The organism is Dokdonella sp. (assembly GCF_036518555.1).
In the GTDB taxonomy this organism is placed as follows: Bacteria; Pseudomonadota; Gammaproteobacteria; order Xanthomonadales; family Rhodanobacteraceae; genus Dokdonella_A.
The window spans coordinates 1-13,001 of sequence record NZ_DATDMY010000030.1; the positions used below are offsets into that span (position 1 = coordinate 1).

Here is a 13,001-nt window from a genome sequence, read left to right on the forward strand (position 1 = left end):
CGAACGCATCGACTGGCGGCGCGACGACCTCGCGGTGTGCGTGCGCGCGGACCATCCGCTCGCGCTGCGCAAGCGCCTGCGCGCGGACGACCTGCGCGGCCAGCGCTGGATCCTGCGCGAACCGGGATCGGCGACGCGCGCGCTGTTCGAGGAGGCGAGCCGCGGCGTGCTCGGCCCGCTCGACATCGCGCTCGAACTCGGCCAGAGCGAAGCGATCAAGCAGGCCGTGATCGCCGGCCTCGGCGTCGCGTGCCTTCCCGCGGTCGCGGTCGCCGATGCGGTCGCGAGCGGTCGCATCGTTGCGCTGCGCACGCCGTTCCTCGTCCTCGAACGTCGCCTCACGCTGCTCGTCCATCGCACGCGCTGGCGCGGCGCCACGCTGCGTGCGTTTCTGGGGTCGCTGGAGGAAGGCGAGGGCCGAGCCTGAAACACGAAGGACACGAAGGACACGAAGGAAAAAAAGCAGCTAGAGATTGAAACACGGAGCACTCGGAGCACACAGAGAATAGCTTTCAAACAGACGAGCTCTCTGCTTCGCATTCTCCGTGTCCTCGGTGTTTCAAGCTCTTCCATGATCGTGCTTTTCCTTCGTGTCCTTCGTGTCCTTCGTGTTTCAATCTTTTCAATCTTTCTGCGCTTCCGTCGCGAGGGACAGCGCGAGGCGCGTCGCGGCGAACAGGCTGCCCGGGTCGGCACGGTCGGCGCCGGCGAGGTCGAGCGCGGTGCCGTGGTCGACCGAGGTGCGCAGGTACGGCAGGCCGAGCGTGACGTTGACGGCGTGGCCGAAGCCGGCGTGCTTGAGCACGGGCAGGCCCTGGTCGTGGTACATCGCGAGCACGGCGTCGTAGCGCTGCAGCTGGGTCGGCACGAACGCGGTGTCGGCCGGGATCGGGCCCTGGACGTCGAAGCCGGTCGCACGCAGCTGGCCGATCGCGGGCGCGATCACGTCGATCTCCTCATGGCCGAGATGGCCGCCTTCGCCCGCGTGCGGGTTGAGGCCGAGCACGGCGACGCGCGGCGCGGCGATGCCGAACCGTGCGATGAGGTCGTCGCAGAGGATGCGCAGGGTCTGCACGAGCGCGCTGCGCGTGATCGCCGCAGGGACTTTCGCGAGCGGCAGGTGCGTGGTCGCGAGCGCGACGCGCAGGTCGCCGCCGTTGCGCGCGCCGCCGGGCGCGGTGAGCATCATGACGACATCACGCCGTGCGCGCGCGGCGAAGAACTCGGTGTGGCCGGTGAACGGGATGCCCGCGTCGTTGATGACGCCCTTGTGCACGGGCGCGGTCACGATCGCGCCGAACTCGCCCGACATCGCGCCGTCGGCGGCGCGCGCGAGCGTCGCGAGCACGTACGGGGCATTGCGCGGATCGAGCCGGCCGGGCGCCGCCGGCGCGGACAACGTCGTCGCGATCACGCGCAGCTCGCCGGGCGCGCGCGCGGCGATCGCCTTGCCGTCGTAGGCGCGCAGCGACAGCGCGATGCCTGCCGCGCGTGCGCTGCGTGCGAGCAGGTCGGGATCGGCGATCGCGACGAGATCGGCCGTGAGCTCGCTTGCCGCGAGCTTCGCGACGAGTTCGGGGCCGATGCCGGCCGGTTCGCCGGCGGTCAGCGCGAGGCGCGGCAGGCTCATGCCGCGCGCGGTCAGCCGCCGGTCGTGCCGGTCGGGGCGTCGCCGCCCGGCAGGCGGATCTCGATGAACGCCTCGCTGCGCAGCTGGCGCAGGAAGCTCGCGTACTCGTCCTCGGCCTTGCGCCCGAACAGCATATTCTTCGCCTCGTCGCGCTGCATCTCGCCGGCCTTGTCGGTCTGACGCACCTCGACGAGCTTGAGGATGTGCCAGCCCGCGTTGGTCTTGAACGGCTGCGAGATGTCGCCGGGCTTCATGTCTTTCACCGCATTGGCGATGCTCGCGCCGTAGGCGTCGGCGACGAACCAGCCGAGATCGCCGCCGAGGCCGGCGGTCTGCTCGTCGTCCGAGGTCGCCTTGGCGACCTTCGCGAAGTCCTCGCCGCCGACGACGCGGCCGCGGATCTCGCCGATCTTCTTCTCGGCCTGCTCGTCGCTGACGAGCTCGCTCGTCTTGACGAGGATGTGGCTCGCCTCGTATTCGGTCACCATGTGCGTGGCGGTATCGCGCTTGCCGATCAGCTTGATGATGTGGAAGCCGTTCGCGCCGCGCAGCGGCGACGACACGTCGCCTTCCTGCATCTTGTCGGCCGCCTCGACCATCGCGGGCGGCAGTTCGTTCGCGCTGCGCCAGCCGAGGTCGCCGCCCTGCAGCGCGTTCTCGGCATTCGAATAGCGGATCGCGGCCGCGCCGAAGTCCATGCCGCCGTCGATCTGCTTCTTGATGTCGTCGGCCTTCGCGCGCGCTTCGTCGACCTGCTCCGGCGTCGCGCCGTCGGGCACGTTGATCATGATATAGCCGATGTGCAGCTGGCCCGGGTGCAGGTTGCCGTTCTTGATCAGGCTGTCGACTTCGGCGTCGCTGACCTGCACGCGGCTCTGCGCGACGCGCTGCCGCAGCTGCTGCACGATGAGCTGCTCGCGCACGTTGTCGCGGAAGCCGTCGTAACTCATGCCCTGGCGCTCGATCGCGCCGCGCAGCTGGCTCACGTCCATGCGGTTCTGCTGCGCGATCTGCGCGAGTGCCTGGTCGATCTGCGCGTCGGACACCTTGACGCCGGTCGAATCGGCGCGCGCGACCTGCAGCTTCTGCATGATGAGGCGGTCGAGCAGCTGGCGCTCGAGCACGTCGTGCGGCGGCAGCTGCTGCGGGTTCTTGGCGAACTGCGCGGTGACCGCGGCGACCTGGCGGTCGAGCTCGCTCTGCAGCACGACGTCTTCGTCGACGACCGCGACGATGCGGTCGAGCGGTTCGCTCGCGACCGCCTGCGCGAACGCGGGCGTCGCGAACGGGGTCAGCAGGGCGAAGGCGAGGGCGAGGCCGGTCAGGGTTCGATTCATGGGGGTTCCGGATAGGGCGCTTGCGGCGCCGCGACAACGAGGATGTCGGATCGACCCCCGGCGCCGCCGGTTGGTTCCGCGGCGCACGGCAAGGGTCGGCCAAGTCATTGATAACCTAGGATACCACGGCGCAGGAACGAGTCCGTCTGCTGGCCGATCGAGCCGACGCCCTTGAACTCGAGCTCGAAATAGATCGCATCGTCGGCCTGGCCGCCCACGCTGCGGATCCAGTGCCGCGCGATCACGCGCCAGGCGACGCAGCAGGTGTCATGCTCGATGCCGATGAAGCGCTCGAGCGTGCGGCCGTCGCGGCCGCGCGGATCGGTCGCGAGCGGGTCGTTCAGCGCGTAGTTCTCGCGCGCGATGAGGCGCCACGCGGGCGTGAGCGGAATCGCCGCCGACACGTCGACCTGTTCGAGGAAATTGCGCCGGTAGCGGTACGAGAAGTTGACGATGCCTTCGTCGCCGAAACGATTCTGCAACGTGAACGTCGACAGCTCGGTGCGGTGCTGGTTCGGATTCCATTGCTGGTCGAGCACGATGCGCCAGCGGTCGCTCAGGTGCAGGTCGATCTCACCGGCATAGATCGAACCGCCGAAATCGGTCGGCGGCACGCCGGGCAGCTGCACGCGCTGGTCGTCGAAGTAGCGGATCTCGCCGATGCTCGCCGAGACGCGCTCGACGCCGGTCGCGTCCTCGAGGAAGCGCGTGGTCAGCGCGAGCGACAGGTTGTTCGCATCCATCTGGCGGTCGGCACCGACGAAGCGGTTGCTGCGGAACAGCTGGCCGAAGCTGAACGGCACGTCCTGCGTGTCGAAGATCGGGAGGTCGTCCTGGTCGCGGTACGGCACGCGCAGGTAATACGCGCGCGGTTCGAACGTCTGCGTGTACGCCTCGCCGCCGATGTCGAGCGAACGCTCGAACACGAGGCCGCTGTCGACGCTGAAGATCGGCACGCCGCGGCTCGGGTGGCGGCCCTGCAGCAACGGATTGCTGCTCTCGTCGAGGTGGTCGAGGCTGTAACTCGTATAGCGGTAGCCGAGTTCGGGGCGCACGAACCACGCGGCGCGCTCGATCGGCAGGTCGAGGTGCGGGTAGAGGTCCACGCGCTGGCCGTCGAGCGCGTGGTCCTTCGAGAACGAGACCGCCTCGGCGTCGATGCCGCCTTCGAGCAGGCCGGCGAGCGCGTGCTGGCCCGTGAACGTCAGGCGCGGCAGGCGGCGGTACGGCTCGTACTGCGAGGGCAGGGTCGGGTCCGTGATCTGGTAGCGATCGCCGCCGATCGACGCGTTCCACCACGTGCCGTGGCCGTTGATGTAGGCGCTCGACGGCAGGAAGCCGATCGCCGAGCTGTACAGGCCGCGGCCGAAGTCCTCGAAGTAGCGGTCGTCCGAGACGCGGTTGAGGTTGACGTTCGCGCCCCAGTTCGCATTGAACGTGGTGACGTCCTTCCACTGGTACCACCAGCGGCTGTCGGGCACCTTGTCGCCGGTCTCGCGCGACTCGTCGTCGGCGCGGTTGTCGTGCGCGAGGTATTCCGCGTTGAACGTGCCGCTGCTGCTTTCCGTGAGGTAGCGGAACTCGCCGCCGAGCATGAGGCCGCGCTCGGTCATGATGCGCGGCGACAAGGTCGCGTCGTAGTTCGGCGCGAGGTTGAGGTAATACGGCAGCGTGAGGTCGAAGCCGCGCCGCTCGCCGTAGCCGACCAGCGGATAGAGGAAGCCGCTGACGCGGCGGTCGTCGAGCGGGAAGCGCAGGTACGGCAACCAGAACACGGGCACGTCGTGCACGCGGAAGGTGACGTCGTGCGCGCGGCCGATGCCCTCGGCACGGTCGAGTTCGATGTCGCGTGCGGCGAACGCCCACTGCTGGTCGCGCAGGTTGCAGGTCGAGTACGTCGCGCGCGTGAGGCGCGCGTGGTCGACGTCGTCGACCACCGCGACCTGGGCGACGCCGTTGCCGCGCGACTGCAGCAGCTGGTAGCGCACGCCATCGAGCGTGCACTGGTCGAGGTCGGTGTTGCCCTTCGCGCGGTCTGCCGACAGCAGCAACCCGCGGTCCTGGTACGTGACCGGGCCCGCCGCGGTGAAGTCGGTCGTTTCCGCGTCGTAGGTGATCTTCTCGGCGTGCAGGAACAGGTCGAGCTGGCGGATCTCGGCCTTGCCTTCGAGCACGTAGTGGTTCTTGTCGGTCGTGCTCACCTTGAGCGCGCTCGCATCGCGCGGCGCCGCGCTGCGGTCGCCGGTGGTCGGCAGGCCGGGGACGTAGAAGTCGAGCAGGTCGTTCTTGCCGCACATGCCCCAGTCGACCGGCTTCTTCGGGCACTTGAGCGTGCCGGCCGGGCATGCCGGCGCGTCCTCCGCGTGCGCGGGCGTGAACGCGAGGGCGAGCAGGATCGCGAGCGCGAGATGGCGCCGGCCGACGGCGACGGGGAGGCTGGGCAGCACGGGAATCCGTTCTGTGGCGTAGCGGGGCCGCTAGCTTGCCCAAACTGCCGTCCGGCGGCAAACCCGCGCCGGCGGCCGCCCTCGCCTCATGCCATCAACGCGGCGACGTGCGCCGCGCTGCAGGCACGCAGCGCGCCAAGGTCGTAGCCGCCCTCGAGGCTCGATACGAGGCGCCCGCCCGCGTGCCGCTCGGCGAGGTCGACGAGGCGGCGCGTGATCCAGGCATAGTCGTCGGTTTCGAGTTCGAGGCTCGCGAGCGGGTCCTGTCGGTGCGCGTCGAAGCCTGCGGACACGATCAGGAGCTGCGGCGCGAACGCGTCGATCGCGGGGAGCACGGTGCGGATGCAGGCGTCGCGGAACTCGATGCTGCCTGCGCCGGGGCGCAACGGCGCGTTGACGATGTTGCCGACGCCGCGCTCCTCGCTCGCGCCGGTGCCCGGATAGAGCGGCCACTGGTGGGTCGACGCGTACAGGACGCGCGCGTCGCCGCAGAAGATGTCCTGCGTGCCGTTGCCGTGATGGACGTCGAAGTCGACGATCGCGACGCGCTCGAGCCCGTGCGCGGCGATCGCGTGCGCGGCCGCGACCGCGACGTTGTTGAACAGGCAGAAGCCCATCGCGCTGGCCGCGGTCGCGTGGTGCCCGGGTGGGCGCACCGCGCAGAACGCGCGTCGCACGTCGCCGGCGACGACGGCGTCCACCGCCGCGCACGCGGCGCCGGCCGCGCGCAATGCCGCTTCGGCCGATGCGGGCGACATCAGCGTGTCGGGATCGAGCTGCAGCCAGCCGCTGCGCGGCGCATTCGCGAGCAGGTCGTCGACATACGGTGCACGATGCACGCGTGCGAGCTGCGCGCGCGTCGCGCGCGGCGCCTCGACGCGCACGAGCAGCGCGAAACGCTCCTCTTCGAGCGCATCGAGCACGCTCGCGAGCCGCGACGGCGACTCCGGATGGCCGGGGCCGGGGTCGTGCGCGAGGCAGCTCGCGTGCGTGTAGAGCGCGACGCTCATGCGGCGGCTTCGGGCAGGGCGGCGAGGGCTTCCCGCGCAGCCGCCTCACCGAGTCGTCGGCCGGCCGCGAGCGTCGCCGCATCGAGCCAGTTCGGGAACGTGACCTCCTCGACGCGATGGCGGCCGTCGTCGCCGTGCACCTCGCGCAGGCGCGCGAGCCGCTCGCGCGGGAACCGGTCGGCGAGCCGCACGAGCGCGGGCCACAGCCGCGCGTGCACGAAGCTGACCCGGCCGTCGACGACGCGGCACACGAGCACGTCGGCGGCTGCGCGCACCGCGCGCGTCGCGGCGAAGATGCGCTTGCCTTGCGCATGCGCCCACCAGGTGCCGGCGAGCGTTTCGCCCGCGACCGCGTCCGCGAGCGACGGGATCGCGCCGCGCCGCGCTGCCTCGAGCACGATGCCGTGGCGTTCGACGAACGCGAGCGCCTGCGCGGGCGTCATGCCGTCGCGCGGCAGCGGCGAGGGCGCGTGCGCGCTCATCGGCGCAGGCTGGCGAGACCCGACGCGCCCGGCGGTGCGGCGGGCACGGCGGCGGGCCGAGACGCCGCAGGCGGAGTCGCGAGCGGCCGCGGATGCGTCGGCCAGCCCGGCAGCGGGCGAACCGCGTGCGCCGGTGCGGCGGGTCCGAACATGCTCGCGCTGGCGACGACGTAGCTGCGCGTATCCATGACGGCTCCCGGGTGCCGCTATCCGCGCTTGCGCCGTTCGTGCTGCCACAGCACTTCGCCGTGACCGGACGCGCGCGCGAGCACGCGCGCGACGACGAACAGCAGGTCGGAGAGGCGGTTGAGATAACGCAACGCTTCGGCGCGAACGGCGTCGTGGCGGGCGAGCGTGACGGCCTCGCGCTCGGCGCGACGGCAGATCGTGCGCGCGAGATGGCAGTGCGCCGCGGCGCCGCCGCCGCCGGGCAGGATGAAGTCCTTGAGCGGCGGCAGGCCTTCGTTGAACGCGTCGAGCACCTGCTCGAGGCGCTCGACGTCCGCCGCATGCACCATCGCCATGCCGGGGATGCACAGCTCGCCGCCGAGATCGAACAGGTCGTGCTGCACCTGGGTCAGCACCTCGCGCACGCGCTCGGGAATCTCGCCCGCGAGCACGATGCCGATCGCACTGTTGAGCTCGTCGACGGTGCCGTAGGCCGAGACGCGCGCCGAGTCCTTGCCGACGCGCGTACCGTCGCCGAGGCCGGTCGTTCCGTCGTCCCCGGTACGCGTGTAGATCTTCGACAGTCGGTTGCCCACGGCTGCGGACGTCCCGTCGCGCGGCCGGCTCAGCGCTGCGACTGCGGCGAGCGCTGCGCGGCGCCGCCGAGCGCATGCACCGCGAGCGTGGTCGCGACGTGCAGCGCGGCCCCGATGCCGACGTAGACGAGCGTCGTCTGCATGAAAGGCAGGTACCAGTCGCCGAGGTTCGCGATCCAGCCCGCGAAGCTGCGCGCGGGCACGCTCGGGCTGATCCAGTAGAAGCTGCCGTTCGAGATGAGGTAACACAGGCTCGCCGCGACCATCACGCTAGCGACGAGCAGCGCGCCTTCGCGCAGGTGCAGGCCGCGGTAGCGCGCGCGCAGCCAGGCGCCGCCGAACCACAACGCCGCATAGCTCGGCACGAGGAACCAGTACGCCGGCGACACGCAGTAATGACTCCAGAAGTCGAGTCCCTGCGCGCTGATGACCGCGTAGTCGACGAGGACCGCGAGTGCCATCAGCAACGGGAACGCCCAGCGGAACGCGCCGCCCGCGAGCGTGACCGGCTGCCGCGGCGCAGCCGCGGACAGGTAGAAGCCGGCGAGGTAGAACACGGCCCATGAGGCGTCCGGCAGCGCGCCGAAGTGATGGCTGCGCGTGGCGACCATGACGAGGCCGAGCAGCAGGAACAGGCCGAGGCGCAGGTCTTTGCTGAGGGAAGACGAAGGTGCGGTCATGATTCCGGAACCCTGGGAACAGGCCGGCGAGTTTAGCCCAACGCGCACGGGCGCGCCGAGTGCGTGCGGGCCCGCCCGCGCGGCAGGTTATGATCGCGGGGTGAACAGCGACCTCGACGTCCTCATCGTCGGCGGCGGCCTCGTCGGCGCCAGCCTCGCCATCGCGCTCGACGGTGCCGGGCTCGCCGTGGCGCTCGCCGAGGCCGTGCCGCCGCGCGTCGAGCTGCAACCGAGCTACGACGAACGCAACCTCGCGCTCGCCCAGGCGAGCGTCAACGCGCTGCACGCGCTCGGCGTGTTCGATGCCGCCACGCCGCTCGCGCCGCTGCGGCGCATCCATGTGAGCCGTCGCGGCGATTTCGGCGCGGTGCGCCTCGATGCGGCGGAACTCGGCCTGCGCGCTTTCGGCGCGGTGCTGCCCGCACGCGAACTCGGCAACGCACTGCTGCGCCGGCTGGATGGCTGCCGCACGCTGCGGCGCATCGCGCCGGCGCAGGCGGTCGCGCTCGAACCCCGCGACGACGCCGTCGAGGCGAGCCTGCGCGACGGCGAATCGACGCGCCGCGTGCGTGCGCGCCTCCTCGTCGGCGCCGACGGCAGCGAGTCGTTCGTGCGCAGCGCGCTCGGCATCGGCGTGCAGCGGCACGACTACGCGCAGTCCGCGTTCGTGACGACACTGACGACGGAACGGCCGCTCGACGGACTCGCCTACGAGCGCTTCACGGATGCGGGGCCGGTCGCGCTGCTGCCGCTCGGCGAACGCCGCGCCGGGCTCGTGTTGAGCGTGCCGACCGCCGACGCCGCGCGCGTCGGCGCGCTCGACGACGATGCGTTCGTCGCGTTGGTGCACGACCGCTTCGGCTGGCGCGCGGGGCGCTTCTCGCGCCCCGGTCGGCGCAAGCCGTATCCGCTCGCGCGTGCACTCGCCGAGCGCACGACCGCCGCGCGCAGCGTGCTCGTCGGCAACGCGGCGCAAACCGTTCATCCGCTCGGCGCGCAGGGGTTCAATCTCGGCCTGCGCGATGCGCTCACGCTCGCCGAACTGCTGCGCGAAGCGGCGTCGAGCGGCGCCGATCCCGGCGACGCCGGATTGCTCGCGCGCTACGTCGAGCGACGCGCAGGCGACCGCGCGGCGACGACCGCGTTCAGCGACGATCTCGTGCGCCTCATGGGCAACGACGTCCTGCCGCTGCGCGTGCTGCGCTCGCTCGGCTTCCACGCGCTCGAGCGCAGCCGCACGCTCAAGCGCGGTTTCGCGCTGCGTGGCATGGGCTTTCGCGGCGACGCGTCCGCGCTGGCGCTGCAGCCGTGAGCCGGCGCGGCGAGCTCGACGTCATCGTCGTCGGCGCCGGAGCGGTCGGCGGTGCGCTCGCGCTCGCGCTCGCGCGCGACGGCTTCGAGGTCGCGCTGGTCGAGGCGCGCGAGCCGAAACCGTGGCGCGTCGACGACGAAGTCGACCTGCGCGTCGTCGCGCTCGCGCCCGACGCACGCGCACTGCTCGACGACCTCGGTGTCTGGGCGTCGATCGCGGCGGCGCGCATCGGCCCTTACCGGCACATGCACGTGTGGGACGCGCTCGCGCCGGGCGAGCTTCATTTCGACGCGGCCGAGCACGGCGAGGCCGCGCTCGGCTGGATCGTCGAGAACAAGCTCGTCCAATCCATGTTGTGGCGGGCGCTGCACGGAGACCGCCTTGGTGGGGTGCGGATGCACTGTCCCGGCGAAGTCGCGGACATCGAGGACGGCGACCGGGGCGTCACCGCAGTGCTCACCGACGGCACGCGCCTGCGCGCGCGCGTGCTCGTCGCGGCCGAGGGCGCGGAGTCGTCCGTGCGCACGCGCCTCGGCATACCCTTCGAAGGCCACGACTACGCACAGCGCGCGGTCGTCGCCCACGTCGCGACCGAACGGCCGCATGCAGGCACCGCATGGCAGCGCTTCCAGCCGGGCGGTCCGCTCGCGTTCCTGCCGCTCGCCGACGGCCGCTGCTCGATCGTCTGGTCGCTGCCCGAGACCGAAGCCGCGCGCGTGCTCGCGCTCGACGACGACGCGTTCCGCGCCGAACTCGGCTGCGCCTTCGACTTCCGCCTCGGCGCGATCACGGGCTCGACCTCGCGCGCCGCGTTCCCGCTGCGCCTGCGCCTCGCCACGCGCTATGTCGCCGGCCGTTGCGTGCTCGCCGGCGACGCCGCGCACGTCGTGCACCCGCTCGCGGGGCAAGGCATGAACCTCGGCCTGCGCGACGTCGCCTGCCTGCGCCGCGTGCTGCGTGACGCACGCGGACGCGGCAGCGACCTCGGCGTCGCCCATGTGCTGCGTCGCTACGAACGCGAACGGCGAAGCGACAACACGCTCGCCGCGCGCGGCTTCGACGCGATCGAGCGCGTGTACGGTTCCGCGAGCGAGCCGGTCGCCGCGTTGCGCGGCGCGGCGCTCGAGTGCGCGGGTCGCCTTGCGCCGCTGCGCGGCATGCTCGCGGACATCGCAGCCGGTCGCCGCTGAGCGCGGCGCCGCGGCTGCATCAGAGCATCGCGAACGTGATGACCGCGCAGGCGACGGTCATGAGCAGCAGGCCGACGAGGAAGATCGCGTCGGCCGCCTGTTCGATGCGGTGCATGCGGCGCGCGCTGCGCGCGCGCAGCGCCCAGTAGGACAGCACGCACGAGACCATGAACAGCGTCGCGTCGCCGGCGAGCAGGTCGTCGGCGATCGTGCCGACCTTGGTCGTGGTGACGACGATGCGGATGAGGCCGATCACCGTGAGGCAGACGCCGACGAGCGCGGCCGACGCGGTGAAGATGTGGATGCACAGGTCCGCCTCGAGGGTGCGATCGGAGTCGTGCGGCAAAGCGCGTCGTGTGTGGAGGGGCGGCATGGGGCGTCTGACCCGGCCTCGATGCGTCGAGTTCAGCGCGGACCGGCCGCGTCGCGCAGCGACGTGCGCAGCAGCAGGGACAGCGGCCGGCGCGTGGCCGGGTCGAGCGGCTCGTCGATCGCGTCGACGACGAAGCCGGCCGCATCCAGGCCCGAGCACCAGCCCGACAGCGTGCGGAAATACCATGGCATCGGCTCGGCGAAGCCCTCGAGGCCGCCGAATTCCTCCAGCCGCCAGCCGTCCTCGTAGGGCCCTGTGACGTCGAGCGGGTGCAGCGTCTGCACGAACAGCCGTCCGCGCGGCGGCAGGCACGCGCGCGCTGCGGCGAGCGGCGTCGCGAGGTCGGCGTCGAGCAGGGCGAAGTTGCACGCGACCGCATCGAACACGCCCAAGGCGCCGGGGTTCGCGACCAGGCCCGCGTAGCTCGCGCAGGCGTAGCGCGCGCCACCGAGCCCGCGCGCCGCCTCGACGAGCGCGGCGCTGCCGTCGACGCCGACGACGTCGCATCCGCGTGCCGCAAGTGCGCGCGCGAGCCAGCCCTCGCCGCAGCCGAGGTCGAGGATGCGCCGGGCGCCGCTCGCGAGCAGCGCGTCGACGATCGCGGCGTCGGTGCCGGCGCGACGGCTCGCGATGCGGCGCTCGCGCACCGCGCGTGTCCAGGGCTGCGCATTCGACTGCCAGCTGCGCTGCAGGCGCGCGGTCGCGTCCTCGTCGGTCGGTGCCGTCATCGTGTCCACGCGTCGTTGCGCTGCGCGAACACGTCGCCGATCGAATGCGCCAGCGGCCGGTAGTGCTGCGCGGCGAACGCGAATGCGACGAGGACGATCGCGGTGACGAGGAATGGGCCGATCGTGTGGCGCAGGGCCGTGTCGAGCCAGTGCCGCTGGTCGAGCTTGCGCAGGCGACGGTACAAGGTCGCCGACAGCGCACCGTCGACGAGCAACTCGGCGAACAGGGTCGGCGCCGACACGACGACCCAGAGCAAGGCGCACGCGATCGCGAGCGCCGCGATCGCGAGCAGCACGAGCGGCAGCGCCTCGTCGGCGCCGCCGAGGCCGTCGAGCAAGCCTGCATCGTGCGCGGAGGATGGTCCGGCATCGATGCGGCCGCCGCCGGAACCGGTCGAACAAGGCCGCGTCGGGTCGCCGGGGATATCGACAGTGGGATCGACGTGTTCGACGAACAGGCGCACGAGCAGCAGGAAGATCGCGTAGGCGATGCCCAGCGCGAGCAGGTAGCGCAGCGGCATCGAAACGAGCCCCGCGCGCAGCATCAGCCACGAGGCGAGCAGGCCGCAGCCGCCGGTGAGCAGCACGAGCAGGAGCATGCGCGCGCGAGGAAAGCCGAAGCGCAGCAGGCGCTCGCGGATGCGCGCGACCTCGTCCTCGCGGCGCATGCTCAGCGCTCCCAGCGGTAGTTGATGCCGGCGCGGTTGCCGCTCGTCGCGTTCTGCGCCTCGAAGTTCCAGCGCTTGTTGAAGATGTACTTGAGGCTGACGACTTCGCCCGGCGTGAACAGCCCGACGCCGTAACTGAGGTAGAGCTTCGGCGACAGGTACTTGCCGACCGTGAACGCGGCGCCGCCGACCGCGGCGTTGTCGGACACGCCGGCTTCGACGCCCATGCGCGCGCCGATGCCTTTCGCGAGCAGGTCGCCGGTCGCGCTGCCGAGCGCGCGCGCGGCGGTGCCGAGCATGTCGCCTTCGCCGCTCTTGAGGCCCGACAGCGGCTTGCCGGTGATGAGGTAGGACAGCGCCTCGGACTGTTCCATCGCGGG

At 71.6% G+C, this 13,001-nt stretch carries 14 protein-coding genes; 3 read left to right on the forward strand and 11 right to left on the reverse strand.

Translation table 11 applies throughout. The features are described from left to right. On the forward strand, nt 1-427 hold a 427-nt coding region (locus VI238_RS01830; protein WP_331647823.1), incomplete at its 5' end, for a LysR substrate-binding domain-containing protein. A gap of 195 nt (nt 428-622) precedes the next feature. Here the strand turns inward: VI238_RS01830 and pdxA are convergent. From pdxA to VI238_RS01865, 7 genes are all read right to left on the reverse strand, one after another. Next, nucleotides 623-1,630 carry a 4-hydroxythreonine-4-phosphate dehydrogenase PdxA gene (pdxA, locus tag VI238_RS01835; protein WP_331647825.1) on the reverse strand — a complete coding sequence of 336 codons (1,008 nt, stop codon included), beginning with the start codon at nt 1,628-1,630 and terminating at the stop codon, nt 623-625. A gap of 11 nt (nt 1,631-1,641) precedes the next feature. Then, nucleotides 1,642-2,967: a peptidylprolyl isomerase gene (locus VI238_RS01840; RefSeq protein ID WP_331647827.1), complete on the reverse strand. Its 1,326-nt coding sequence runs from the start codon at nt 2,965-2,967 to the stop codon at nt 1,642-1,644. 104 nt (nt 2,968-3,071) lie between these two features. Beyond that, a complete protein-coding gene (locus VI238_RS01845; RefSeq protein ID WP_331647829.1) occupies nt 3,072-5,414 on the reverse strand; it encodes an LPS-assembly protein LptD in 2,343 nt (780 codons plus the stop codon). Nucleotides 5,415-5,500: 86 nt separating this feature from the next. Then, the gene (locus VI238_RS01850) at nt 5,501-6,424 is read right to left on the reverse strand and encodes a histone deacetylase family protein (protein ID WP_331647831.1); all 924 of its coding nucleotides are present in this window, start codon (nt 6,422-6,424) and stop codon (nt 5,501-5,503) included. Further along, on the reverse strand, nt 6,421-6,906 hold the full coding sequence (locus tag VI238_RS01855) for a hypothetical protein (RefSeq protein ID WP_331647833.1): 486 nt from the start codon (nt 6,904-6,906) through the stop codon (nt 6,421-6,423). The genes VI238_RS01850 and VI238_RS01855 overlap by 4 nt, the downstream gene beginning before the upstream one ends. Nucleotides 6,907-7,112: 206 nt before the next feature. Then, complete coding sequence (locus VI238_RS01860; protein ID WP_331647835.1) at nt 7,113-7,670, reverse strand: cob(I)yrinic acid a,c-diamide adenosyltransferase; 558 nt, start codon at nt 7,668-7,670, stop codon at nt 7,113-7,115. A gap of 29 nt (nt 7,671-7,699) precedes the next feature. Beyond that, nucleotides 7,700-8,350 (reverse strand): hypothetical protein, encoded by a 651-nt coding sequence (locus VI238_RS01865; RefSeq protein ID WP_331647837.1) that lies wholly within the window; start codon nt 8,348-8,350, stop codon nt 7,700-7,702. Nucleotides 8,351-8,450: 100 nt separating this feature from the next. On the opposite strand from VI238_RS01865, the gene ubiH reads away from it, so the two are divergent. Then, nucleotides 8,451-9,662: a 2-octaprenyl-6-methoxyphenyl hydroxylase gene (gene ubiH / locus VI238_RS01870; RefSeq protein ID WP_331647839.1), complete on the forward strand. Its 1,212-nt coding sequence runs from the start codon at nt 8,451-8,453 to the stop codon at nt 9,660-9,662. After that, a complete protein-coding gene (locus tag VI238_RS01875) occupies nt 9,659-10,852 on the forward strand; it encodes a UbiH/UbiF/VisC/COQ6 family ubiquinone biosynthesis hydroxylase (RefSeq protein WP_331647841.1) in 1,194 nt (397 codons plus the stop codon). The genes ubiH and VI238_RS01875 overlap by 4 nt, the downstream gene beginning before the upstream one ends. A 19-nt stretch (nt 10,853-10,871) precedes the next feature. Here the strand turns inward: VI238_RS01875 and VI238_RS01880 are convergent, their stop codons facing one another. The 4 genes from VI238_RS01880 to VI238_RS01895 all read right to left on the reverse strand — a co-directional run. Then, complete coding sequence (locus VI238_RS01880; RefSeq protein WP_331647843.1) at nt 10,872-11,198, reverse strand: hypothetical protein; 327 nt, start codon at nt 11,196-11,198, stop codon at nt 10,872-10,874. A 59-nt stretch (nt 11,199-11,257) separates the two neighbouring features. Beyond that, nucleotides 11,258-11,953 carry a class I SAM-dependent methyltransferase gene (locus VI238_RS01885; protein WP_331647845.1) on the reverse strand — a complete coding sequence of 232 codons (696 nt, stop codon included), beginning with the start codon at nt 11,951-11,953 and terminating at the stop codon, nt 11,258-11,260. Next, on the reverse strand, nt 11,950-12,621 hold the full coding sequence (locus VI238_RS01890) for a hypothetical protein (protein ID WP_331647847.1): 672 nt from the start codon (nt 12,619-12,621) through the stop codon (nt 11,950-11,952). The genes VI238_RS01885 and VI238_RS01890 overlap by 4 nt, the downstream gene beginning before the upstream one ends. A gap of 2 nt (nt 12,622-12,623) precedes the next feature. Next, nucleotides 12,624-13,001: translocation/assembly module TamB domain-containing protein (locus VI238_RS01895; RefSeq protein WP_331647849.1), on the reverse strand; the 378-nt coding region annotated here is incomplete at its 5' end.

Bases quoted from the DNA above. Each gene is read 5' to 3' on its own strand.
- pdxA (WP_331647825.1), bottom strand. From the start codon at position 1,630: ATGAGCCTGCCGCGCCTCGCGCTGACCGCCGGCGAACCGGCCGGCATC.
- VI238_RS01840 (WP_331647827.1), bottom strand. From the start codon at position 2,967: ATGAATCGAACCCTGACCGGCCTCGCCCTCGCCTTCGCCCTGCTGACC.
- VI238_RS01850 (WP_331647831.1), bottom strand. From the start codon at position 6,424: ATGAGCGTCGCGCTCTACACGCACGCGAGCTGCCTCGCGCACGACCCC.
- VI238_RS01855 (WP_331647833.1), bottom strand. From the start codon at position 6,906: ATGAGCGCGCACGCGCCCTCGCCGCTGCCGCGCGACGGCATGACGCCC.
- VI238_RS01865 (WP_331647837.1), bottom strand. From the start codon at position 8,350: ATGACCGCACCTTCGTCTTCCCTCAGCAAAGACCTGCGCCTCGGCCTG.
- VI238_RS01885 (WP_331647845.1), bottom strand. From the start codon at position 11,953: ATGACGGCACCGACCGACGAGGACGCGACCGCGCGCCTGCAGCGCAGC.
- VI238_RS01890 (WP_331647847.1), bottom strand. From the start codon at position 12,621: ATGCGCCGCGAGGACGAGGTCGCGCGCATCCGCGAGCGCCTGCTGCGC.